General features: G+C 42.1%; 22 protein-coding genes. 17 read left to right on the forward strand and 5 right to left on the reverse strand.

Annotated features, from left to right (window positions below; genetic code table 11):
- The first annotated feature begins 12 nt into the window (after positions 1-12).
- From pstB (A5867_RS08020) to A5867_RS08045, 6 genes are all read left to right on the forward strand, one after another.
- Positions 13-819, forward strand: a complete 807-nt coding sequence (pstB, locus tag A5867_RS08020; RefSeq protein WP_005225783.1) for a phosphate ABC transporter ATP-binding protein PstB — start codon at positions 13-15, stop codon at positions 817-819.
- A gap of 31 nt (positions 820-850) precedes the next feature.
- Complete coding sequence (gene pstB / locus A5867_RS08025; RefSeq protein ID WP_005235379.1) at positions 851-1,609, forward strand: phosphate ABC transporter ATP-binding protein PstB; 759 nt, start codon at positions 851-853, stop codon at positions 1,607-1,609.
- A gap of 11 nt (positions 1,610-1,620) precedes the next feature.
- A complete protein-coding gene (gene phoU / locus A5867_RS08030; protein WP_005225785.1) occupies positions 1,621-2,298 on the forward strand; it encodes a phosphate signaling complex protein PhoU in 678 nt (225 codons plus the stop codon).
- Positions 2,299-2,825: 527 nt separating this feature from the next.
- Positions 2,826-4,388, forward strand: a complete 1,563-nt coding sequence (gene liaX, locus A5867_RS08035) for a daptomycin-sensing surface protein LiaX (protein WP_010748005.1) — start codon at positions 2,826-2,828, stop codon at positions 4,386-4,388.
- Between the two features lie 49 nt (positions 4,389-4,437).
- Positions 4,438-4,746 carry a PspC domain-containing protein gene (locus A5867_RS08040; protein WP_010748006.1) on the forward strand — a complete coding sequence of 103 codons (309 nt, stop codon included), beginning with the start codon at positions 4,438-4,440 and terminating at the stop codon, positions 4,744-4,746.
- Positions 4,746-5,105 carry a phage holin family protein gene (locus A5867_RS08045; RefSeq protein ID WP_005225788.1) on the forward strand — a complete coding sequence of 120 codons (360 nt, stop codon included), beginning with the start codon at positions 4,746-4,748 and terminating at the stop codon, positions 5,103-5,105. The genes A5867_RS08040 and A5867_RS08045 overlap by 1 nt, the downstream gene beginning before the upstream one ends.
- A gap of 63 nt (positions 5,106-5,168) precedes the next feature.
- Here A5867_RS08045 and A5867_RS08050 read toward each other — a convergent pair whose 3' ends face one another.
- The gene (locus tag A5867_RS08050; protein WP_087627325.1) at positions 5,169-6,869 is read right to left on the reverse strand and encodes a M3 family oligoendopeptidase; all 1,701 of its coding nucleotides are present in this window, start codon (positions 6,867-6,869) and stop codon (positions 5,169-5,171) included.
- A gap of 157 nt (positions 6,870-7,026) precedes the next feature.
- Here A5867_RS08050 and hprK point away from each other — a divergent pair, with 157 nt between their 5' ends.
- The 6 genes from hprK to A5867_RS08080 all read left to right on the forward strand — a co-directional run bounded on the left by hprK (position 7,027) and on the right by A5867_RS08080 (position 12,127).
- Positions 7,027-7,962, forward strand: a complete 936-nt coding sequence (gene hprK, locus A5867_RS08055) for an HPr(Ser) kinase/phosphatase (RefSeq protein ID WP_087627326.1) — start codon at positions 7,027-7,029, stop codon at positions 7,960-7,962.
- 14 nt (positions 7,963-7,976) lie between these two features.
- Entirely contained in the window at positions 7,977-8,807 is an 831-nt protein-coding gene (gene lgt, locus A5867_RS08060; protein WP_010748008.1) for a prolipoprotein diacylglyceryl transferase, read from the forward strand.
- A gap of 75 nt (positions 8,808-8,882) precedes the next feature.
- Positions 8,883-9,911, forward strand: a complete 1,029-nt coding sequence (locus A5867_RS08065; protein ID WP_005225792.1) for an NAD(P)H-dependent glycerol-3-phosphate dehydrogenase — start codon at positions 8,883-8,885, stop codon at positions 9,909-9,911.
- A gap of 17 nt (positions 9,912-9,928) precedes the next feature.
- Positions 9,929-10,846, forward strand: coding sequence for a UTP--glucose-1-phosphate uridylyltransferase GalU (gene galU / locus A5867_RS08070; RefSeq protein ID WP_087627327.1), 918 nt, complete (start codon positions 9,929-9,931; stop codon positions 10,844-10,846).
- 160 nt (positions 10,847-11,006) lie between these two features.
- Positions 11,007-11,432 carry a DUF948 domain-containing protein gene (locus A5867_RS08075; protein ID WP_005235398.1) on the forward strand — a complete coding sequence of 142 codons (426 nt, stop codon included), beginning with the start codon at positions 11,007-11,009 and terminating at the stop codon, positions 11,430-11,432.
- Positions 11,433-11,446: 14 nt separating this feature from the next.
- Complete coding sequence (locus A5867_RS08080) at positions 11,447-12,127, forward strand: YtxH domain-containing protein (RefSeq protein WP_087627328.1); 681 nt, start codon at positions 11,447-11,449, stop codon at positions 12,125-12,127.
- Between the two features lie 83 nt (positions 12,128-12,210).
- Here the strand turns inward: A5867_RS08080 and A5867_RS08085 are convergent, their stop codons facing one another.
- Both A5867_RS08085 and A5867_RS08090 read right to left on the reverse strand, forming a co-directional pair.
- Positions 12,211-13,089: an NAD-dependent epimerase/dehydratase family protein gene (locus A5867_RS08085; protein ID WP_087627329.1), complete on the reverse strand. Its 879-nt coding sequence runs from the start codon at positions 13,087-13,089 to the stop codon at positions 12,211-12,213.
- A 54-nt stretch (positions 13,090-13,143) separates the two neighbouring features.
- Positions 13,144-14,244 (reverse strand): Xaa-Pro peptidase family protein, encoded by a 1,101-nt coding sequence (locus tag A5867_RS08090; protein ID WP_087627330.1) that lies wholly within the window; start codon positions 14,242-14,244, stop codon positions 13,144-13,146.
- A gap of 194 nt (positions 14,245-14,438) precedes the next feature.
- Here A5867_RS08090 and ccpA point away from each other — a divergent pair, with 194 nt between their 5' ends.
- Positions 14,439-15,437 carry a catabolite control protein A gene (gene ccpA / locus A5867_RS08095; protein ID WP_008378470.1) on the forward strand — a complete coding sequence of 333 codons (999 nt, stop codon included), beginning with the start codon at positions 14,439-14,441 and terminating at the stop codon, positions 15,435-15,437.
- Between the two features lie 142 nt (positions 15,438-15,579).
- On the opposite strand, the gene A5867_RS08100 is transcribed toward ccpA, so the two are convergent.
- A complete protein-coding gene (locus tag A5867_RS08100) occupies positions 15,580-18,024 on the reverse strand; it encodes a transglycosylase domain-containing protein (RefSeq protein ID WP_034868505.1) in 2,445 nt (814 codons plus the stop codon).
- A gap of 262 nt (positions 18,025-18,286) precedes the next feature.
- Between A5867_RS08100 and tyrS the strand changes: the two genes are divergently transcribed.
- The 4 genes from tyrS (at position 18,287) to A5867_RS08120 (ending at position 21,944) form a co-directional block, all read left to right on the forward strand.
- Positions 18,287-19,549 carry a tyrosine--tRNA ligase gene (gene tyrS / locus A5867_RS08105; protein ID WP_087627331.1) on the forward strand — a complete coding sequence of 421 codons (1,263 nt, stop codon included), beginning with the start codon at positions 18,287-18,289 and terminating at the stop codon, positions 19,547-19,549.
- 69 nt (positions 19,550-19,618) lie between these two features.
- Positions 19,619-20,530: a transporter gene (locus tag A5867_RS08110; RefSeq protein WP_005225801.1), complete on the forward strand. Its 912-nt coding sequence runs from the start codon at positions 19,619-19,621 to the stop codon at positions 20,528-20,530.
- 88 nt (positions 20,531-20,618) lie between these two features.
- Positions 20,619-21,512, forward strand: a complete 894-nt coding sequence (locus tag A5867_RS08115) for a deoxyribonuclease IV (RefSeq protein ID WP_005225802.1) — start codon at positions 20,619-20,621, stop codon at positions 21,510-21,512.
- Positions 21,513-21,557: 45 nt separating this feature from the next.
- Positions 21,558-21,944, forward strand: coding sequence for a cytidine deaminase (locus A5867_RS08120; protein ID WP_087627332.1), 387 nt, complete (start codon positions 21,558-21,560; stop codon positions 21,942-21,944).
- 134 nt (positions 21,945-22,078) lie between these two features.
- Here A5867_RS08120 and A5867_RS08125 read toward each other — a convergent pair whose 3' ends face one another.
- A complete protein-coding gene (locus A5867_RS08125) occupies positions 22,079-22,696 on the reverse strand; it encodes an FMN-dependent NADH-azoreductase (RefSeq protein ID WP_005225804.1) in 618 nt (205 codons plus the stop codon).
- Between the last annotated feature and the right edge of the window lie 15 nt (positions 22,697-22,711).

A 22,711-nucleotide genomic window follows, 5' to 3' on the forward strand; every position in this document is an offset into this window, starting at 1 on the left:
GAGAATGACAGTATGAACGATTACAATTGGGACGATCGAAATATCATTACCTTCGATAAACCAGAAGATGTGGCGCTTTATACCACTGACTTGCATGTATGGTATGGATCAAATGAAGCCATCAAAGGCATTGATCTACAATTTGAAAAAAATAAAATCACCGCATTGATCGGACCTTCCGGTTGCGGTAAATCAACGTATCTGCGTTCTTTGAATCGAATGAATGATGGGATCGCAAACACGAGAGTCACAGGAAACATCATGTATAAAGGAGTCGACGTCAATACAAAAGAAGTCGATGTCTTCGAAATGCGCAAGCGTATCGGCATGGTTTTCCAACGACCAAACCCTTTCAGTAAATCGATCTATGACAACATCGCCTTTGCTTTGCGACGTCATGGAGAAAGAAACAAAAAGAAACTGGATGAAGCAGTCGAAACCAGCTTGAAACAAGCCGCACTTTGGGATCAAGTAAAGGACAGCTTAGACAAAAGTGCTTTGGCATTGTCCGGTGGACAGCAGCAACGTCTGTGTATCGCTCGAGCAATTGCGATGAAACCAGATATCTTACTTTTAGATGAACCAGCTAGTGCCCTTGATCCAATCTCAACAGGGACAGTGGAAGAAACTCTTATCAACTTGAAAAACGACTATTCAATCATCATCGTGACCCATAATATGCAGCAAGCTGCTCGGATCAGCGATTATACAGCCTTTTTCTACTTAGGAAATGCGATCGAGTACGATGAGACCCGTAAGATATTTACTCGTCCAAAAATTAAAGCAACAGAAGATTACGTATCCGGTCATTTTGGCTGAGCCGATTCGATCAGTAAACGGAGGCAAAACAATGGCAGAAGAAATTATTACATCGAAAGATCTGCATTTATACTACGGAAAAAAAGAAGCATTAAAAGGAATCGACCTTTCCATCAAAAAAGGCGAGATCACTGCAATGATCGGACCTTCAGGTTGTGGGAAATCGACCTACTTGCGTTCTCTTAATCGAATGAATGATTTGATCCCTGGTGTGACAATTACAGGAAGTGTTGTCTATAAAGGGAAAGACATTTATAGTCCAAAGCAAGACATCGTTGATTTGCGCAAAGAAATCGGGATGGTTTTTCAACAACCGAATCCTTTTCCCTTTTCAATTTACGAAAATGTGATTTATGGGTTAAAATTAAAAGGAGTCACGGACAAGGCGATTCTTGATAAGACGGTAGAAGAAAGCCTGAAAGCAGCTTCTGTCTGGGAAGATGTCAAAGACAAACTTCACCAAAGTGCGCTTTCTTTATCAGGTGGACAACAGCAGCGGGTTTGTATCGCTCGGGTATTGGCTGTCGATCCAGAAATCATTTTGCTGGATGAACCAACCAGTGCGTTAGACCCCATTTCATCAGGGAAAATCGAGAATACCCTTCTAGCACTGAAAGAACGCTACACCATGATCATCGTGACCCACAACATGTCACAAGCTTCAAGAATCTCAGATAAAACCGCGTTCTTTTTGGACGGCAACTTGATCGAGTTCAATGACACGAAAAAAGTGTTCCTAAGTCCAAGCAAAAAAGAAACAGAAGATTATATCTCAGGAAGATTTGGTTAGGAGGAAAAGGGATGTTGCGTACACAATTTGAAGAAGAATTATTAAATTTACACAATCAATTTTATGAAATGGGGATGCTAGTCAGCAGTGCCATTCATAAATCTGTGCGAGCATATGTCAGACATGACAAAGAAATTGCGCAGGAAGTAATTGAAAATGATTTGGCGATCAACAATATGGAAGTTCGTTTAGAAAAAAAGAGCTTTGAGATGATTGCTTTGCAACAACCAGTAACGACCGATCTACGAATGATCATTACTGTAATGAAAGCCAGCTCTGACTTGGAGCGGATGGGGGACCATGCGGTATCCATTGCGAAGTCAACGATTCGGGTCAAAGGCGAAACGCGGATCGCCGAAATCGAAAAAGAAATCTCAGATATGTCGGATTACGTCAAAAAAATGGTTGATAATGTCTTAGTGGCGTATGTAAAAACTGATCAAGATGATGCCCGCATGATCGCTCAAATGGACGATCGGGTCAATGAATATTACAAAGACATTTATTACAAAACGATCGAGAGTATGAAAGAAAATCCAGAAACAGTTGTCAGTGGGACCGATTATTTATCCGTTGCTCAATACTTGGAACGAATCGGTGACTACGTAACGAATATTTGTGAATGGATCGTGTATCTTGCTACTGGGAAAATCAGTGAATTGAATACAAACCGTACGGAAATGATTTAAGAAACCAGCTTGGGTTCTTGATCACATATCTCTTTAAAAGAGATGGGACGGACCGTCGAAAGCAGTTGTCCTTTAAGGAGTAACTTCTCTCGGCGGTCTTTTTGATTTGAAAGAATCGCTTCAATCGATGACGTGAATAGGATAGGCAGAATAGAAAATGGCTCCTCCATAAAGATGGCCAATGGAAATCGATTCTATCGTCCTTGAAATTTACTAGTTGAGCCGTCTATGCTTTTCGTCGCCGACCTGCAGTGAAAGGAGCAATCACTCATTTACTCTAGCAGGCCTATTCCTTAAGAGTTCTACTAGCTGAAACTTTTGTTTCTATTGGTTTTTCGTGGTACTGTTAATAATAGGAAGATCGTTTTGAGCCTAGTGTAATGAAGAAAAAGTGTCGGTTTTGCTTGCCAATCTGCAGATTGAGAAAAACTTGGTACTTAAGACCTATGACACTTTTGCAAAAACAAGGCATAATAGGTTCGTAAGCTAAACTTGCAATCACACATTTGCTGAAGGAGGCAATTTCCATGAACGAAAGAGAACGTATATTGGATCTAGTAAAAAAAGGTGTGCTTTCTACAGAAGAAGCCTTGGATTTACTAGAAGGTATGGCAAAAGCCAAAGACGAAAAACAAATTAACAAAGCTGCTGCTGAGGTAACCGCGGATAAGAATGCGACAAGCCCATTTGATGATACTGAAAACGACGATGAGATGTTCACGTTTGACAGCGAAGAAAAACTTCGTCAAAACGAAGCGCAAGACAAAGAAAATCTTGAAAAAATTCTCGATGGTTTAGCAACGGAAGCCAACCAAGCATCTGCTGAGTTGGACGAAATCAATGCTGAAATTCTTGGCGTCAAAGAAGAATTAAAAGAAGCACAAGAAACACTGATGCAATTGAACACCAAAGAAGAGTTGGATCAATTGTCAGAAGATGAATTGGCTACGCGTCACGAAACAGAAGCGACCATTACTGCCTTGGAAGAAACCTTAGATGGTTTATCTGAAGAAAAAGCAGAATTGGAAGCAAAATTAAAAAATATTCGCAAAGACCAATGGTCTCAAACAAAAGAAAAAATTTCTCAAAAATTAGATATTCCAGAGGATTGGAAAGAGCAAGCGACTGACACCTTTAACCAAGTAAGTGAAAAAATGGTCGATGCCAGCACACACTTCGGACACTTCTTGAAGAAAACGGTTCGGGCAGTGACAGAGTCAGTCAATGACAACATGGAATGGAAAGACATCAACTTGAAAGTTCCTGGTGTTGCAGCGACAAAATTTGAGCACACATTCAGCTATGATGAAACGGCAGCGACATTGATCGATGTGAAATTGGCAAACGGCAATGTTTCCTTCCAATTATGGGATGAACCAGGTGTCAAAGTAGATGCCAAAATCAAACTATATGGTAAAATGGATGCGGCGGAGCCTTTCGATGCTTTTGAAGCAAGAAGCCAAATCAATGTCGATGATGAACGCATCTCTTTCCAAATTCCCAACAAACGCATTCGTGCCGATCTCGTTTTCTACTTGCCAAAACGTACCTATGATCATGTGGCAGTGAAATTGTTGAACGGCAATGTTACATTCAATGAATTGGATGCGAAAGATGTCTATACAAAATCAACAAACGGCAATATCGATTTCCGCAAAGTAAACGCATCGATGTTAGAGATTGAAGGCGTGAATGGAACGATCACTGTTCAAGAGGGTGAGATTTTAGATGCCATTATCGAAACGGTGAACGGCGACGTTACGTTGACAGCAACGCCACAAAATACCGGCATTTCTTTAGTTAACGGCAATATCCGTGTGACCTACAAAGAAGAAACGGTCCAAAAATTAAACGCCAGCTCTGTAAATGGGAATGTCAAAGTAGCATTACCGACAGGAATCGGTTTTGAAGGGATCGCAAAAACAAGTTTAGGTAGCATCAACAATCGTTTAAGCGAGATGGAAGTTGTGCGTGAGAAAAAAGAACGCCTAAACCAACTATTGCAATTCCGTCGGGTTGCCGATAAAGTCGCTCAAATCGATCTATCCACAACAACAGGAAATGTCTTTATCAAAGATACAGACAAATAAGAATCGCTGGGTTTACACTCATTAAAGAAAAGAAGGAAGGTGTAGATAAATGAACAAAAAATTAACAAAATCAGCCAATAACGTTGTCATTACAGGTACTCTAGGGGGGCTGGCAGAATACTTGCGAATTGATCCAACCATCGTTCGCGTGATCTATGTCTTTCTATCTTTAGTGACTGCTGCGTTTCCTGGAATCACTTTATATATCATCATGGCGGTCTTGATTCCTTCTGGTCGCAAGAGCACCTCAGGATATGGCCACGACAATCACTACTACAAACAAAACAAATACAATGAAGCAAATCGTCCCCGTAAAGAAGCGGAAAAGGTGGAGGATGAGGACTGGAGTGACTTCTAGTGTCTTATTTTCAACGGCTTATCATGAATACACTGACGTTTGTCACATTGGCGGTTCTATTACCAAATATGATCCATGTTCAAAGCATTATGACTGCAGTGATCGCCAGTTTCGTACTGTCGATCCTGAATGCTTTGATTAAACCAATTCTGATCGTCATTTCATTTCCATTGACTTTACTGACGCTTGGTTTCTTCACTTTTGTGATCAATGCGCTCATGCTGAATTTGACTTCGTATTTTGTTGGGTCAGCCAACTTCGGCTTCTCCTCGTTTGGGGCAGCGCTATTAGTGGCACTGATCATGTCAGTGATCAATATGATCGTGACTGAACACCATATCGAAAAATATTCACGTTAAAAAGACGTTTCACGTTTTCTCCCACTAGCTATGAAGCTAGTGGAGAAACGGAAACGTCTTTTTTTAGTTTAACTGTTCTTCTTTGATAGCAGCAAGGTACGTATCTACTGCCTGTAACGTCTCATCAAGCGCCCCTTTTTCAAAAGGTGAACGTAAATGAGCAAGAGACAGGATCTCAAGGAATGTTTTCGTGCCGCCGACTTCGCAGATGGCCAAATAATCTTGCCAAGCGGTTTCGTCTTTTGCCACGATGAATCGATACCAAAATTGGAACGCACACACTTGTGCCAATGTGTAATCGATATAGTAGAAAGGTGATTCAAAAATATGCCCCTGTCTGAACCAATACAAGCCACGATCAAGGTCAGGATATTCTGAATAATCCCGTTCTGGGCAATACTGGCGCTCTAATTCCCGCCAACGGGCTTTGCGCTGTGCTGGTGACCACTCAGGATGCTCATAAACCTCTTGTTGGAAGTGATCCACTAAAACGCCATAAGGCAGAAATTGCAGGCTGCTAGCAAGATGCGCAAATTTGTATTTTTCTGTTTCTTCTTCGAAAAAGGCATCCATCCATGGCCAGGCGATAAACTCCATCGACATTGAATGGATCTCGCAAGATTCATAATTGGGAAAGAGAATTTCCGGTTCTTTGATCCAACGAGAGCGAAAGGCTTGAAAGGCGTGGCCAGCTTCGTGGGTCAAAACATCGACATCGCCCGAAGTACCGTTAAAGTTGGCAAAGATAAATGGCGATTGATAGTCTTGGATAAACGTACAGTAGCCGCCAGATTGTTTGCCTTTTTTGCTTAGTAGATCAAGTAGGTCATGCTCGACCATAAAATCAAAAAATTCGCCAGTTTCAGGGGATAGTTCCTGATACATCACACGGGCTTTTTCTACTAGTTCTTCAGGAGTTCCTTTAGGCTCTGCGTTACCACTAGGATAAACAAGTGGCAAGTCGGTAAAGGTTGCCTGAGTCAATTGATTACGCTGCGCCTGTCTTTGGTACAGCTTTTGGGTAATTGGGACGACTTTTTCTAAAATTTCCCGACGATAGGTCTCGATCATTGAACGATCATAGTCCCAACGATTCATTTGGGTATCCGCAAAGGCAACATAATTTTCAAAGCCGAGCTTGTGGGCGATCTCGGTACGAACCTTGACCATCTCGTCATAAATTTGATCAAAACGGTCTTCATTTTCCGTGAAGAAAGCCGTTTGTTTTTCAAACGCTTCTTTTCGAACACCGCGATCTTTGTTTTCGGTAAATGGTCGCAGTTGTGCGAGGGTATAGGTTTCTCCTTGGAAGTCGATTTGGGCAGAAGCGACCAATTTGCTGTAATCAGAAGCCAATTGGTTTTCTTTTTGAAACAATTCGATCAAGGCCTCATCAAAAAGCTTCACACGGCTTTCGGCATATAAAAAAAGTGTTTCTGGATATTCGGCTTTTAATTCATCTAAGACCGGTGAAGCCAAGAGTGCTTGATAGAATTGAAAATCCAGAGCTTCAAAATGAGGCTGGTATTCATTCCAGAAAGTGTCTTCTGTTTCATAAAAGGCATCGTTGGTATCGATCGAATAACGGATCGAAGCCAAGTTCATTGCGGTATCGATCGTTCCTCTTAGTTCGTTCAAAGCATCAAGAGCTTGCTTCGCCTCCGAGAAGGTATCGGCTGACTGAAGGTTTGCTAATGCTTTTTTGAATGTTTCTTGATAGACTGGAAAATCAGGGCGTTGATACTTGTATGCTGAAAATTTCATTAAAAATCCCTCCTTAGTAAAATAATAACACAAACGAAAAAGAATGAGGACTTCTATTGGCGAAGGTAGTAACTTTACTGATAGAATGATAAAATAGAACCAGAGTGTCGTTTACAAGAAACAGCGGCAAGAATCATTGAGAAAAGAGGGAAAACCTATGGCAGAAACCGTCAAAGTCAGCGAGCTGGCGGAGGCTTTAAATTTAGAGATAGTTGAAGGAACTGAAAACAGTTTAGAAAGAAAAATCATTACCGGCGATATTTCCCGACCTGGTTTGGAATTGACGGGTTATTTTAATTACTATTCCCATGATCGTCTGCAATTATTCGGCAGCAAAGAGATCACCTTTGCGGAACGGATGATGCCAGAAGAACGCTTGATGGTGATGCGCAAAATGTGTGCCGAGGATACCCCAGGGTTTATCGTTTCTCGCGGCTTGGAAGTACCAGCAGAAATGATTCAAGCCTGCAAAGAACATGAGATCACAATTTTGCGTTCGCCCATCTCAACCTCACGTCTGCAAGGAGAGCTTTCTAGTTTCCTCGATGGACGCTTAGCCACAAGAACCAGTGTCCATGGGGTATTAGTGGATGTCTATGGGCTAGGTGTTTTGATTCAAGGCGATAGCGGAATTGGGAAAAGCGAAACAGCCTTAGAGTTAATCAAACGTGGGCATCGATTGATCGCTGACGATCGGGTGGATGTGTATAAGCAAGATGAATTGACTTTGGTAGGGGAACCGCCAAAAATCTTGCAGCACTTGATCGAGATCCGCGGAATCGGGATCATCGATGTCATGAATCTTTTTGGTGCCAGTGCCGTACGAGGGTATATGCAGGTTCAAGTAGCGGTGTATTTAGAAGCTTGGGCGAAAGACAAAAAGTATGATCGACTAGGAACCGATGATACGACGGTTGAAATTGGTGGCGTCGATGTACCACAAATCAAGATCCCCGTAAAAACTGGTCGAAATGTTGCGATCATTATCGAAGTCGCTGCCATGAATTTCCGAGCGAAAACGATGGGCTACGATGCAACGAAGACCTTTGAAAACCGATTGACGCAATTGATCGAAGAAAATTCTGGAAACTAGAGAGGATAAGATAGATGTTAGGTTTAGTAAATCGAGTCGCATTTGAACTATTTGGTTTGCCGATTTATTGGTATGCGATCATTATCGTATCAGGCGTGATCATTGCTATGTGGTTAAGCACGAGAGAGGCGGTTCGTGTCGGGCTCAAGCCAGATGATGTGACTGATTTTATGTTGATTGGATTGCCAGTAGCGATCATTGGTGCGCGGCTTTATTATATTCTGTTTGACTTGCAATACTACATTGATGACCCAAGTCAAATTTTCAATATTCGCTCTGGTGGGATCGCGATCTACGGCGCACTGATCGCCGGGGGGATCTGGCTATACTTTTTCTGCCAACGAAATTTTATTTCTCCCTGGACCTTCTTAGACATCGCCGCACCAAGTGTCTTATTGGCACAAGGCATTGGGCGTTGGGGCAACTTTATGAACCATGAAGCATTTGGCGCTGAAGTCAGCCGCTCCTTCTTAGAAAGTTTGTATATACCGAAATTCATTATCGATAATATGTATATCGATGAAGCGTATCGGCAGCCGACCTTTCTTTATGAATCGGTTTGGAACGTGATTGGATTTATTGTTTTGATCTTCTTGCGTAAGAAAACTGGGTTATTAAAAGAAGGCGAAGTCTTCTTGAGCTACTTGATTTGGTATGGATTCGGGCGCTTCTTTATTGAAGGAATGCGTACCGATAGTTTATACTTATTTGGTGGAATCCGTGTGTCACAGGCACTTTCCGCTTTATTGTTCTTCGGAGCGATCGCTTTAATGATCTGGCGCAGGAAAAAACAAGCGTTAAAGGATTACAACCGCAGCTTTGGTAAGAACCAAGCGATTATCTAAACAGTTATTTTATCGAAATTATGGTAAAATGATGAAGTGCATGAATTTGCGAAAAGGATAGAGGAGGTTTCCATAGTGAAACAGAAAATCGCCGTCTTAGGTCCCGGATCATGGGGGACTGCTTTGGCACAAGTCTTGTCTGAAAATGGACATGAAGTGACTATTTGGGGGAACAATCCCGCCCAAATCGATGAAATCAATACGTATCATACGAATCGGCATTATTTGCCAGATCTGAAGCTTCCTGAAAATATTCTAGGCTGTAAAGATTTAGAAGAGGCGATCCAAGGGGCAGATGCCGTCTTGTTTGTCGTACCAACTAAAGCGATTCGTGCCGTGGCACAAGAATTCACTAAGAAAACAACTGGCAAGCCAGTCATTATCCATGCCTCAAAAGGGTTAGAACAAGGCAGTCATAAACGAATCTCAGAAGTACTTGCCGAAGAGATCCCAGCTGATAAACGGCAAGAAATCGTTGTCTTGTCAGGACCATCTCATGCGGAAGAAGTCGCTGTCCATGATATCACCACAATCACGGCAGCTTCAGAAAATGAAGCGGCTGCTAAGTATGTACAAGAGCTATTTATGAATGATTACTTTAGAATCTACACGAATAACGATGTGATCGGTGTCGAAACTGGCGCCGCTTTGAAAAACATCATCGCCATTGGTGCCGGTGCTATCGCAGGACTTGGCTTTGGGGATGATGCGAAGGCAGCGATCATGACCCGTGGGTTAGCAGAAATCAGTCGTCTTGGTGTGGCAATGGGTGCCAATCCTTTAACCTTTATCGGATTGAGTGGGGTTGGCGATTTGATCGTCACTTGTACCAGTGTCCATTCACGGAACTGGCGTGCAGGAAACCTATTAGGAAAAGGCCATAGCTTAGATGAAGTATTAGACAATATGGGGATGATCGTTGAAGGAGTTTCAACCACAAAAGCTGCCCGCGAATTAGCAGAAGCTTTGTCGGTGGAAATGCCAATAACAGAAACGATTTATTCGGTCTTGTATGAAGGCAAAGACATCAAGCAAGCAGCGAAAGATATTATGCTGCGAGACGGCAAAGAAGAAAACGAATTTTCGGTAGATCAATCATTATGATTAAAGGAGCGAGTCACATGAATGTCAAAAAAGCAGTTATCCCAGCAGCCGGTCTGGGTACCCGATTTTTACCAGCTACAAAGGCAATGGCAAAGGAAATGTTGCCGATCGTTGACAAACCAACGATTCAGTTTATCGTGGAAGAAGCTTTACAATCGGGGATCGAAGATATTTTGATCGTAACAGGGAAAGCAAAGCGTCCAATCGAAGACCATTTCGATGCCAATTTAGAATTAGAGATGAATCTAAAAGAAAAAGGCAAGATGGAGCTTTTGAAATTAGTGGAAGAAACAACTGACGTAAATCTTCATTTCATTCGCCAATCTCATCCGAAAGGATTAGGCCATGCCGTATTACAGGCTCGGGCATTTGTCGGAAATGAACCGTTTGTAGTTATGCTAGGTGATGACTTGATGGAAGATCAAGTACCGTTGACGAAACAGTTGATCGATAATTATGAAAAAACGCATGCATCAACGATCGCTGTCATGGATGTTCCTCATGAAGATACATCAAAATACGGGATCATTGATCCTGGTATGGAAGTTGAAAAAGGCTTGTTCAATGTCAAAAACTTTGTTGAAAAACCAGCGCCAGAAAATGCGCCAAGTGATTTAGCAATTATTGGCCGCTACTTGCTGACCCCTGAAATTTTTGATATTTTAGCCAATCAAGAACCAGGTGCTGGTGGCGAGATCCAATTGACGGATGCCATCGACACATTAAATAAAACCCAACGCGTGTTTGCTCATCAATTTACCGGCAAGCGTTACGATGTTGGAGACAAATTCGGTTTCTTAAAAACAAGTATCGAGTATGGTCTAGTGCACCCTGAAGTCAAAGACAGCTTGAAAGAGTATTTGATCGAGTTAGGAAAAGAACTAGCTCCGGCTCAAAAAGAAGTCAAAGAAGCACCGAAAGCGTCAAAAAAATAACAAAAACTCCTAAACAAGGCGATTTCTGATGAAATTGCTTTGTTTTTTTATTATTTCTCGTTGAAAGCGGATAATTTTCTTAAAAATGCAGTCTTTTATTTGTAGAAAGTGCAGTGAAATGCTATTCTTAATATAAGTAAATGGGGAAAGGAGCCATTCTATGTCAGGAGGAGAACTAGCTGCATTGATTGCTGCGATCGCATTTGTCGTATTGGTCATTTTCGTCGTTCGTTTGTTGATGCAAGTCAGCAAGACAATGACCAAAGTAGACAAAACGGTCGAAGAGGCAAATACAACCATCCGTGTCATTACCAAAGACGTTGATATTCTTTCAAAAGAGGTTGAAGGTCTATTGGTAAAAACGAATGAGCTTTTACAAGATGTGAACGGAAAAGTCGCAACCATCGATCCTTTGTTCACAGCAGTTGCAGATCTAAGTACCAGTGTTTCAGAACTAAATGTTTCTGGAAAAAATTTAATTACGCGCGTGGGTAGTCTTGGCCGGACCACTGCCAAAGCAACGGTAGCTGGAAAAGTCGGTCAAACAGCCATGAAATTTTTCAAAGACAAAAATAACCAAAAATAAAAGGAGGACTTTCAATGAGTAAAAAAGGCGGATTTTTATTAGGAGCAATCATCGGAGGAACAGCGGCAGCAGCAGCAGCACTTTTGTTGGCGCCAGAATCTGGTAAAACATTAAGAAATAAATTAGCAAAACAAGCAGACGATTTATTAGATAAAGCATCTGATTATGGTGATTTAGCCAAAGAAAGAAGTACGGATCTTGTCGATATCGCTAAAGATAAAGCAGCAAAATTAAGCGAGCAAGCATCTGACTTCACCGGTTCTTTAACAGCGAAAGTCGATGACTTAAAAGAAACAGCAGCTGGTTCATCAGAAGAAACCGTTGAAGAGTTAAAGAAACAAGCAGGTGACCTATCAGAACGCTTCAAAAAATCAGCGAACGAGGTCAAAGAATCAGCGAAAGATGCCAAAGTAGACGCTGATGACACGGTGCAAGATATCATCATTGATGCAAAATCTTCTGCAGCGGATATGAAACAAACCGTCAAAGAAGGAGCACAAGAAGCAAAACCTGTAGTTGAAGAAGCCAAAAAAGACGGTCAAGCAGCCGCAGCTGATTTGAAAAAAGAAGCTGGAAAAGCAGCAGATGATGCCAAAAAAACAGCGAAAGCAGAAGCAAAAGATGCCAAAGCTGACTTAGAAGATGCGAAAGAAGAATTAAAAGATACATTAGAAAAAAACAATCCTGAAGCATAAGTAAGGATACAAAAATTTGATTACTTCAAAAGATAAAAACGTTCGCCAGTTAAATCGGCGAACGTTTTTTGTGATTTTGGTAGTTATTCGTTTGATGCTTGGGTGATTTCCCAATCGCAAAGTTGATAGAGCCAATCCTGCAGGTGACTGAATGGAAAGCCAATTTCCTCAGCGAGACCAACATTGATCGAATAAGCAGGTGTACCATTATAAGGGCCTTGATCGCCTGTTTCTGAAAAGAGCGGGGAAAGACCAGTTTTTTTCGTTACGTATTGCAGCACTTCTTCTAAGGAAACTGTACCTTTTGACGCACCATTGATGGGTCCTGTGAACGAGCTAGTACCTAGAAACGCTAAAAATTTACCAGCTTCTTGGGCATCCACAAAGCCCATTTGATGCGTTAGATTATCGACAGCCATTGGCTTTTGCTTTATCAGATGGTCGATGTAAAAGGCAAAACGTTTTGTATAATCATCTGCACCGATCACGTAAGGAAAGCGGACAAAAACGGACGGGATCTGACTGTATTTTTGGGTCAGGATCTCTTCCACGGTTCGCTTGCCTTGTGCATAATCGACCTCCTCAGAGCTGACCAGTCTGAAGGGTTCTTTAGCAGGGTCAAAATCCGCTTCAATCAAATCGAAGTGTAATTCATGATACGCAGACATTGAGCTAGTAACGATGTAGCGCTTCGGTGTGACATGACGCAGTAGAATCTCAATGTCGTTGGAAGTATAAGCAATATTGTCAAAAATGACCTCATAGGTTTCTTTTGTTAATGCTGTTTTGATACTTTCTTCGTCCGTGCGATCGAAGATGATTCTGTTGACTTGATCGCCAAAGGAATCTTTCGTGTTCCCTCGAGTAGCGATCGTCACGTCCAATCCTTGATCAATTAGTGATTGGACCAAATATTTACCGAAAAAACGCGTACCGCCTAAAACCAACACTTTTTTACTCATAAGAACACTCCTTTTCATGTAATGCCAACATGTTGCACCGTTTCATTAGGAAAATCAAGATAAGATCAATAATTCTTTTGCTGTTTTGGTAAAAGGTACACAGCCATCTGCTGTGACATACACACAGTCTTCAATGCGGACACCGACCTGATCTGGTAAATAAATGCCCGGTTCGATAGAGAAGCACATGCCTTCTTCGATCACTAAATCATTGCCAGTGATCAAAGAGGGGAACTCATGAACCGTGGTCCCGATGCCGTGACCTAGACGATGGTTGAAGTAGTCGCCGTAGCCATAGCCAGTAATCACATCACGAGCAATCTTGTCTAATTCTCCAGCGGTAATCCCAGGTTTGACCGCTGCTTGCGCTGCTAGTTCAGCTTCAAGAACGATGTCATAAATTTTTCTTTGTAATGCAGTCGGTTCTTTATAGGCAACCGTTCTGGTTGCATCACTGCAATATCCTTTCCAAACGACCCCTAGGTCAAACAAGACAAGTTCATTGGCAGTCACTTTGCGGTCACCAGGTACGCCATGAGGACTGGCTGCATTGGCACCAGCTAACACCGTCGTATCGAAGGACATATGGGAAACCCCACGCTTTTTCAACTCGTACTCAATTTCCGCCACGATTGCCATTTCGCTGACGCCTTCTTTGATGGCAGCAAATCCAATCTCAAAAGCAACGTCTGCCCAGTTGCCAGCTTCTAGCAAGGTGTCAATTTCAGCAGCCGTTTTGGTTAACTGCATTTTTTGAATGACCGGAGTCACATCTAAAGAAAAATCGGTCTGTGGCAAAAACCGTTTCAATGCTTCATAGCGCTCGACGGAAAGGTCATTTTTTTCTAGTGCGAAGGAAGAAACTTGGTAACGAGAGGTCAATTCCTGACAGATTTTCGCCCAAGGGTCTTCGCTATCGAGATAACCGATAATGTCAAAAGGCCAGCCACTATTTTTTGCTTCTTCTACTTCCAGAGCTGGTGTGAAAAGAAAGGGATCTTTTCCAGGTGCGACAAACAAAGCAAGGACCCGTTCATGAGGTTCACTTTTAAAACCTGAAAAATAAGCGATCGTTGCTGGATTAGAAATATAGGCAACATCTGCGCCATTGGTTTTCAACCAGCCATTTAACTCATTGATTTTTTTATCATTCATTTGATAAAACCTTCTTTCAAGTATTCTTTTTCTATTTTATCATGCTTTCGAAGAGAATAGGGGAGGGGAAAGTAGGAAATTGCTAAGTTTTCATGAAAACAAAATTAAAACGGTTGCAAATACGGAAAAAATTTGCTATCCTAACAAAGAAATGTAAATAAGATTTTCTGAAAATAGAATAAGGGAGATATATCATGGAAAAACAAACAATTACGATTTATGATGTTGCACGGGAAGCGAATGTATCGATGGCAACTGTTTCACGGGTAGTCAACGGAAATCCAAATGTAAAACCAGCAACTCGTAAGAAAGTGCTGGAAGTGATCGACCGCTTGGATTATCGTCCAAACGCAGTTGCTCGAGGGTTAGCAAGTAAAAAGACCACGACTGTTGGTGTCATCATTCCTGATGTCAGCAATATGTTCTTCTCATCACTTGCTCGTGGGATCGATGATGTAGCGACCATGTATAAATACAATATCATCTTAGCCAACTCTGATGGCGATACGATGAAAGAAGTCAACGTTTTGAACAACTTGTTAGCAAAACAAGTGGACGGCGTTATCTTCATGGGTCATCGCATCACGGATGAAATTCGCGGGGAATTCTCTCGCTCAAAAACACCAGTCGTTTTAGCTGGTTCGATCGATCCTGATGAACAAGTAGGAAGTGTCAATATCGATTACACAGCAGCTGCCAAAGATGCTGTTTCATTATTGGCGAAAAACAATCAAAAAATCGCTTTTGTCAGCGGTGCTTTGATCGATCCAATCAATGGCCAAAACCGCTTGAAAGGCTATAAAGAAGCCTTGAAAGAAAACAACCTTGACTATTCTGAAGGGTTGATCTTTGAATCACCATACAGCTTTAAAGAAGGCTTAGCCTTAGTTGATCGCATCATCAACAGTGGTGCAACAGCAGCTTATGTCACAGACGATGAGTTAGCCATCGGTGTCTTAGATGGTTTGTTAGACAAAGGTGTTAAAGTTCCTGAAGATTTCGAGATCATCACCAGCAACAATTCATTATTGGCTGAAGCAGCTCGTCCACGCTTATCAAGCGTGACGCAACCATTGTATGATATGGGTGCCGTTGCGATGCGTCTATTGACAAAAATGATGAACAAAGAAGATGTAGAACAAAAAACGATCGTCTTGCCTTACGGTATTTCAGAAAAAAGCTCTACGAAATAAGCAGCAATTTGATCAAACGATCAGTGGAACAACGCCTTGTTGTTCCACTTTTTGCTTCAACGATCGTTCGTGTGGGGAGAAAATCTATGGATTTTCTCCTCACACTTTTTTTGCATAAAAAAACTGATCAGCACAAGGCTGATCAGTCATCATTATTGTTGGTATTTTGTTGATTATTGTCTTGCTGTTCCTCATCGTCATCCTCATCATTTGCCGTAGGTGTAACATTGTTGGATGCGTTATTCGATGATGTATTCGACGAACGATTTGTTGAACGGCTAGAAGATGCTTTTCTCCAATAGTCAGCGTAGTTTGCATCTGAACCACCGAGTCCAAATTTGAAATCGACCGTATCTGGTCCGCCAGTGGCCCAATACGAAGTAACGGTACTGCTTGGATTGGTATAGGTTCGATTATCGACTCGCACGGTTCCTCCTGGTTGGGTACCAGTAAACTTGGAAACTTGAGCTTTTTTGACATCACTAGAAAGTTCAAACTTCTGATTCACACCAAAGACTTCTTGGTTTGTTTGATAAATACGATTGATCAAGTAAGCCATATAGTTGGCTGTCCGAGTTCCTGCAGCACTATCGGTCCCTTTATTGTCATCTCGACCTGACCAGCTGCTGATGGTGATCGATGGGGTGGAGACGACTAGCCAAGAGTCCGACCAGTTGTTGGTGGAACCAGTTTTTCCGACCCAATCGGCATTTCCGAGGTTCCAATCCAATCCGCTGATAACCGATTTAAAGGAACTGGTTTTTTGCTCATCGATGACACTACGCATCATGTCGGTCATGATGGAAGCCGTCGCTTCTGAAAAGACTTGGACAGGTTTGGCTTCATGCTGGTAAAGCACTTCGCCTTCATTGTCTTTGATTGATTCGATGATATAGCCTTGCTGATAAACACCATTATTGGCAAATGTTTGGAAGCCATTCGTTTGATTCAAGACTGTGACATCTGTAACCCCTAATGGCGCTGATTCATACGCCCAGCTATTATCTTCGGGATAGCCCATTTTGCTTAAATAATTTGTGTAGGCATAAAAATGATCGCCTTCTTTTTCCCAAAGATCTTGGAAAATATTTGTCGCTGCGATATTACTGGAAACCTCCAATGATTCACGAATCGACATAAAAGTATTGGTTCCACGGTTTGTGGCATTGACGATCGGCTCACCGGCGTTTTCTCCTGTCCGCCATTTTGCGGCATAGTCAGAAACCATCGATTCAGAGCCCATTAAGCCACTTTCGATCGCCGGTCCGTAAACCAGCATGGGTTTGATACTTGAACCTGCTTGGCGTTTGGCATCAAAGGCATGGTTGAATTGATTGTCAGCATAGTTACGACCGCCAATAAAGCCTAGTACTTTCCCAGTGGCGTTGTCCATCATGACATTACCGACTTCGATGGTGGAGTCACCCCAGTTGTCTAGCATATAGCCGTATTTGTCGACGGCATCTTGCATCGCATTATAAATATCTTTATCGATCGTTGATGTGACGGTATAGCCGCCATTAACAAGTTTTTGCTGCGCCAATTCGAAGTATTTTTGATAGGTTTCCTCTTTGGCGTATTCTTCGTCACTGACATCATCTTCATCTGCCAGCTGTTTGGCAATAATGTCTTTTGCTTCATTTAACACAGTGTAATAAAGGAAGCTTTGATCCGTTTGTTCAATGGCTTCTTGTTTTTTGAAGTCTTGCTTCAAGTCATAATTAAGCGCCTCTTCGTATTCTTCTTTCGTGATATCGTGGTTACGATACATACTGAAGAGCACGAAGTCTTTTCGTTCTAAGCCAGCGGTCAAGTTTTCCTTGATCTCACCCGTATTTGTATAAGGGCTGTAGACGATCGGGCTTTGTGGCAGACCCGCAATAAAGGCTGCTTGCGGTAAAGACAGGTCAGCTGCGTTGACGCCAAAAATTCCTTGCGCCGCTTCTTGCACACCTGCGATATTTTGCCCTTTATTGTTTCGACCAAAAGGGGAGATGTTTAAATACATAGTGACGATCTCATCTTTATCGAAAAATTTCTCCACTTCCATGGCTAATAAAATCTCATTGGCTTTGCGTTTAAAGGTCGTTTCACTGGAAAGGATTTGTTGTTTTACCAGCTGCTGGGTCAAAGTGGAACCCCCGCTGCCGCCAAAGCCTGTCGCTTCTGATAATAATGCCCGCACGACTGCTTTTGGTACGACCCCATTATGAATATTAAAATATTCGTCCTCTGTTGCGATGATCGCTTTTTTCAAATAATCTGAAATTTGATCGGAATTAACCGACGTTCGCATTAGATCCGAGCGAATCGTTGCGATTTTGCTGCCATCAGCGTATGCGAGTTGAGAAGTTTCTGTGATGTCGGTCAATTCTTTTTGTAACTCATCTTTAGAAGGAGCTGCGGTATCTTCCACAAGAAAAGCAAAGTAGCCGGCACCGATCCCTAAGGCTAAAGAACCGCCTAGAACCAGCAAAGAAATAGCAACTAAGAACAAGGCATGTAAAACCCTAAGACTGATGTTGAAATAGAACCAGCCTCTATTTTTGTTTTCTGTATTCTTTTGATTTTTCGTTTTCTGGGACAAAAAGAGTCACCTCAATAAATTAGAATAGATTCCGTGTAATTATAGCAAAAAACAAGGCGCTTGGGTAGCACCCTATCTGTTATCGAAAGAAGTGTGCGAGAAAATACCAGTTGGTGTTTGTATTGAACCAGCGATAATAAAGGAAAATGAACGGATTTGCCTAAAAGTTTCTTTTTTGGTAAAGGACTTTGAGAGAAAGACTTTTCATTGACCTCTTTTTCAGTTAAGATGAACAATGAAGCAATTATTAGGAGGAGAAAGAATGAGTACAGACTTTTTTGAAGAGCTAAAGCAACGCGGATTAGTTCATCAGACCACAGACGAAGCAGCCTTGACCAAACAATTAAATGAAGAGTCTGTGAAACTATATATCGGCTTTGATCCTACCGCAGATAGCCTGCATATTGGTCATTTATTGCCTATTTTGATGTTGCGCCGTTTCCAACAAAACGGACATGTGCCGATTGCATTAGTAGGCGGTGGTACAGGAATGATCGGTGACCCATCCTTTAAAGATCAAGAACGTCAATTAAACACACTAGATACCGTTTTAGAATGGTCACAAAGTATCAAGAGCCAATTATCTCGCTTCATTGATTTTGATGACCAAGAAAATCCTGCCATCATTGCCAATAACTATGAGTGGCTAGGGGAATTGAAACTGATTGATTTCTTGCGCGACACTGGGAAAAACTTTACCATCAATTACATGATGAGCAAAGAAAGTGTCAAACGTCGGATCGAAACTGGGATCTCCTACACGGAATTTGCATACCAGCTATTACAAGCCTATGACTTTTTGAATCTTTACGACAACCACGGTTGCTTGTTGCAATTAGGCGGTAGCGATCAATGGGGGAATATCACCTCTGGGATCGAATTATTACGTCGTGAGCGTGAAGTCCAAGGGTTCGGTTTGACTATGCCATTGATCACAAAAGCAGATGGAACGAAATTTGGGAAAACAGAAGGCAATGCGGTTTGGCTAGATGCCAAGAAAACGACGCCTTACGAGTTCTACCAATTCTGGATCAATACGGATGATCGTGATGCAGTCAAATTCTTGAAATATTTCACCTTCTTATCATTAGAAGAAATCGCTGCGATCGAAGCAGAATTTAACGCTGCACCAGAATCTCGAGCAGCACAAAAAGCTTTGGCAAAAGAAGTCACTACTTTGGTTCATGGGGCAGAGGCTTATCAACAAGCCTTACGCATCTCAGCAAGTTTATTCAGTGGCAATATCAAAGAATTGAACGCTGAAGAGATCGAACAAGGCTTCAAAGGGGTGCCAAGCCATCAGGTAACAGCAGATGATTCTTTGAACATCGTTGAAGTGTTGACGACTGCTAAAATCGAACCATCAAAACGTCAAGCAAGAGAAGACGTTCAAAATGGTGCCATCTACATCAATGGGGAACGCGTCCAAGACCTAACGTACGAGCTCCAAGCAAGTGATCGGATCGGTGGAAAATACGTCGTGATTCGTCGTGGCAAGAAAAAATATTTCTTATTAACATTTTAATCGCAAAAAGCGAACCGCCTTGTTGGTTCGCTTTTTTCAAATTTTTGTAGAGGAAGGGTTTTTGTTGGAATGGGAAATATAGTGTTGAATGCCGCCGGTTTATTTGCCATGATCTTCTTAGGGTATTTTCTTAAGCGGCTAAATGTCCTTTCAAAAGCGGATGGCTCGATCTTATCCAAAATTATTTTGAATGTGACGTTGCCGGCAGCAATCATTTTGAATTTAGCTTCAATGCAAGTACAAGTCAGTGCGCTTAGTTTGATTGTGATCGCGTTGATCATTACGATCGTCCAGATCCTCTTCGCATTTTTCTTAACCAAAAAAGAATCGAACACGCTGCAGCAGTTTGCGATGTACTGCGGTTCAGGCTTTAATATCGGCAATTTTGCGATTCCTTTTGCCCAAAGCTTTTATCCTTTAGGGATTCCGCTGATTTCGCTGTTTGATATGGGGAACAGTATCATGTTGGCAGGGGGAACGACGATTTTCATCGAATTCTTGATTGGAAAGCGGACGACGTTTGAACCAGGGAAAATCTTTTTGAATCTCCTGCGTTCGCCAACGTTTACTATTTATCTAGTGATGCTGATTATCCGCAGTGCGGATTGGAGGATTCCCGAAGCGGCATTGGCGCTTGTCCAACCAATCGGGATCGCAAATACGTTTTTGTCCATGTTTATGATTGGCTTATTTTTGGATTTCCGCTTACCGAAGCACACCACCCAAACAGTGATCAAAATTTTAAGCTTGCGGTACGGACTGGCATTCGTGCTGTTCGCAGCTTTCTATGTTTTACCAATCCCAGTTTTATTAAAGCCAGTTCTTTGTTTGTTAGTGTTTGCTCCAATTCCTTTATTCGGTGTCATTAATTCCGTGATTGCTGGAATGGAGGAAGAAGCGGTGGGGTTCGTTTCTTCCATTAGCTTTTTGATAAGTATGCCGCTAATGACGGGTGTTCTGATGTTATTTGGACTCGCTTGATAAAAAAATACGGCAATGAGCAAAATAATCGCTTTACAAGGCGCTTTTATCGATAATAGAGAAGACTAGATTTAGGAGGAAAAGAAAAATGTTGATTGGTTCACACGTTTCAATGAGCGGCAAAAAAATGCTTTTAGGAGCAGCAGAAGAGGCAGCTAGCTATCAAGCTACTACGTTTATGATCTATACCGGAGCTCCGCAAAACACGCGGCGCAAACCGATCGAAGAGATGCAGATCGCAGCTGGACAAGATTTTATGACGGAAAAAGGAATTTCGAATATCGTCGTCCATGCCCCGTACATCATTAATTTAGGCAATACCATCAAACCAGAAAACTTTGGCTTTGCTGTTTCGTTCTTACAAGAAGAAATCCAACGAGCCCAAGCTTTAGGTGCAACTCAAATCACATTGCACCCCGGTGCCCATGTCGGTGCAGGACCAGAAGCTGGGATCAAGCAGATCATTAAAGGCTTGAACGAGGTCCTTGAAAAAAATCAAACTGCCCAGATCGCATTAGAAACAATGGCAGGTAAAGGCACCGAGATTGGTCGCAGCTTTGAAGAATTGGCAGCAATTATCGATGGTGTCACCTTAAATGAAAAATTATCCGTTACACTAGATACTTGTCACACGAACGATGCTGGCTACAATGTCAAAGAAGACTTTGACGGCGTGTTAAACGAGTTTGACAAAATCATCGGGTTGGATCGCTTGAAGGTCATCCATGTCAATGATTCAAAAAATCCACAGGGCAGCCACAAAGACCGACATGCGAATATTGGTTTTGGCACGATCGGCTTTGAAGCCTTGAATAAGATCGTTCATCATGAGCAATTATCAGCGTTACCGAAAATTTTGGAAACACCTTATGTCGGCGAAGACAAAAAGAATAAAAAAGCCCCTTATGGCTATGAAATCGCGATGCTGCGGGAAAAGACCTTTGATCCTGAGCTATTGACGAAAATCATGGCGGGTGCTTAAACGGTTCATTTAACCATGAGCCAGCTTATTATTGGAGGAAGAAAAATGAACTTTCAGTTGCTGATCGATGCCGCGAAACAAAAACTGGGATTCAGACAGCTCTCTCAATTTGCAGAAGCAGGGAGTGTTGCGGCAGCTCTGGCTACTGCAGATGGACAGATTTATACAGGGATCTGTATCGATACCAGCTGTTCTATGGGTTTTTGCGCCGAACAGGCTGCGGCTGCGCAAATGATCACTGATGGTCAACAGCGGGTGTTACAGATGGTTGCAATCAATTCGGTAGGTGAGCCGATCCCACCTTGTGGTCGTTGCCGTGAATTCATCAGCCAGCTGGATCCTGCCAACCATAACACGCAGGTCATGATCGCAGCAGGAAAAATCATGACGCTAGAAGAGCTGTTGCCTGTTGATTGGAAAGCATCAAAATAAAAAGAGTCCCCTTAGACCGCTGTGTTCTAAGGGGACTCTTTGTTTTATCGATCCATAGACGAGCTACGTTTTTGGATAAAAAAACTCCTCAACAAGCAATAGCGCTTTGTTGAGGAGTTGATCGATAGCAATGATTAGAATTTTTTCGCAGCTGCTGCTACGCGTTCTAAACCTTCAGCAATGATTTCTGCTGTTTTAGAAGGATCTGCATTGTGGCCTTCAATGATTACTTCTTCTGTGATGTTCATGCCGAACATACCACCGAAAACTTTTTCCATAAAGGTTACAGCGTTTTCCATTGCGCTCATTTCGCCTGAGTAAACACCACCACGGGCATTCAATAGAACGATTTCTTTGTCTTTCAATAATTGGTTCATTGAACCATCTTCGTTATAAGAGAAAGTAAAGCCAGCTTGGAAGATGTAGTCGATGAATGTGTGCAAGGCAGCAGGAATCGTTAAGTTCCACATTGGGAAAGCGAAAACGATGGTATCCGCTGCTGCGAATTTGTTCATCACGTCTTGACGGACAGTCATCAATTCTTGTTCTTCTTGGTTTAATTCTTGTTCTTGTGAAAGTTTGCCAAATGCTTCAAATAACGTTTGACCGATATAAGGCATTGGTTGTGCGTACACATCAAAGGTTACAACGTCCACATTGTTGGTATCAAGATTTTCAACGAACGTATCAAACATTTTTGCAGATACTCCATCAGGACGGTTATTGGCTTTAACAACTAAAATATTTTTCATTTTTTTCCACCTTTA

The organism is Enterococcus sp. 6D12_DIV0197 (assembly GCF_002174385.1).
Taxonomy (GTDB): domain Bacteria; phylum Bacillota; class Bacilli; order Lactobacillales; family Enterococcaceae; genus Enterococcus_D; species Enterococcus_D casseliflavus.

Excerpts from the sequence above, each read along its gene's own strand:
- pstB (WP_005225783.1), top strand. The coding sequence starts at position 13 with ATGAACGATTACAATTGGGACGATCGAAATATCATTACCTTCGATAAA.
- pstB (WP_005235379.1), top strand. The coding sequence starts at position 851 with ATGGCAGAAGAAATTATTACATCGAAAGATCTGCATTTATACTACGGA.
- phoU (WP_005225785.1), top strand. The coding sequence starts at position 1,621 with ATGTTGCGTACACAATTTGAAGAAGAATTATTAAATTTACACAATCAA.
- liaX (WP_010748005.1), top strand. The coding sequence starts at position 2,826 with ATGAACGAAAGAGAACGTATATTGGATCTAGTAAAAAAAGGTGTGCTT.
- A5867_RS08040 (WP_010748006.1), top strand. The coding sequence starts at position 4,438 with ATGAACAAAAAATTAACAAAATCAGCCAATAACGTTGTCATTACAGGT.
- A5867_RS08050 (WP_087627325.1), bottom strand. The coding sequence starts at position 6,869 with ATGAAATTTTCAGCATACAAGTATCAACGCCCTGATTTTCCAGTCTAT.
- hprK (WP_087627326.1), top strand. The coding sequence starts at position 7,027 with ATGGCAGAAACCGTCAAAGTCAGCGAGCTGGCGGAGGCTTTAAATTTA.
- lgt (WP_010748008.1), top strand. The coding sequence starts at position 7,977 with ATGTTAGGTTTAGTAAATCGAGTCGCATTTGAACTATTTGGTTTGCCG.
- galU (WP_087627327.1), top strand. The coding sequence starts at position 9,929 with ATGAATGTCAAAAAAGCAGTTATCCCAGCAGCCGGTCTGGGTACCCGA.
- A5867_RS08075 (WP_005235398.1), top strand. The coding sequence starts at position 11,007 with ATGTCAGGAGGAGAACTAGCTGCATTGATTGCTGCGATCGCATTTGTC.
- A5867_RS08080 (WP_087627328.1), top strand. The coding sequence starts at position 11,447 with ATGAGTAAAAAAGGCGGATTTTTATTAGGAGCAATCATCGGAGGAACA.
- A5867_RS08085 (WP_087627329.1), bottom strand. The coding sequence starts at position 13,089 with ATGAGTAAAAAAGTGTTGGTTTTAGGCGGTACGCGTTTTTTCGGTAAA.
- A5867_RS08090 (WP_087627330.1), bottom strand. The coding sequence starts at position 14,244 with ATGAATGATAAAAAAATCAATGAGTTAAATGGCTGGTTGAAAACCAAT.
- ccpA (WP_008378470.1), top strand. The coding sequence starts at position 14,439 with ATGGAAAAACAAACAATTACGATTTATGATGTTGCACGGGAAGCGAAT.
- tyrS (WP_087627331.1), top strand. The coding sequence starts at position 18,287 with ATGAGTACAGACTTTTTTGAAGAGCTAAAGCAACGCGGATTAGTTCAT.
- A5867_RS08110 (WP_005225801.1), top strand. The coding sequence starts at position 19,619 with ATGGGAAATATAGTGTTGAATGCCGCCGGTTTATTTGCCATGATCTTC.
- A5867_RS08115 (WP_005225802.1), top strand. The coding sequence starts at position 20,619 with ATGTTGATTGGTTCACACGTTTCAATGAGCGGCAAAAAAATGCTTTTA.
- A5867_RS08120 (WP_087627332.1), top strand. The coding sequence starts at position 21,558 with ATGAACTTTCAGTTGCTGATCGATGCCGCGAAACAAAAACTGGGATTC.
- A5867_RS08125 (WP_005225804.1), bottom strand. The coding sequence starts at position 22,696 with ATGAAAAATATTTTAGTTGTTAAAGCCAATAACCGTCCTGATGGAGTA.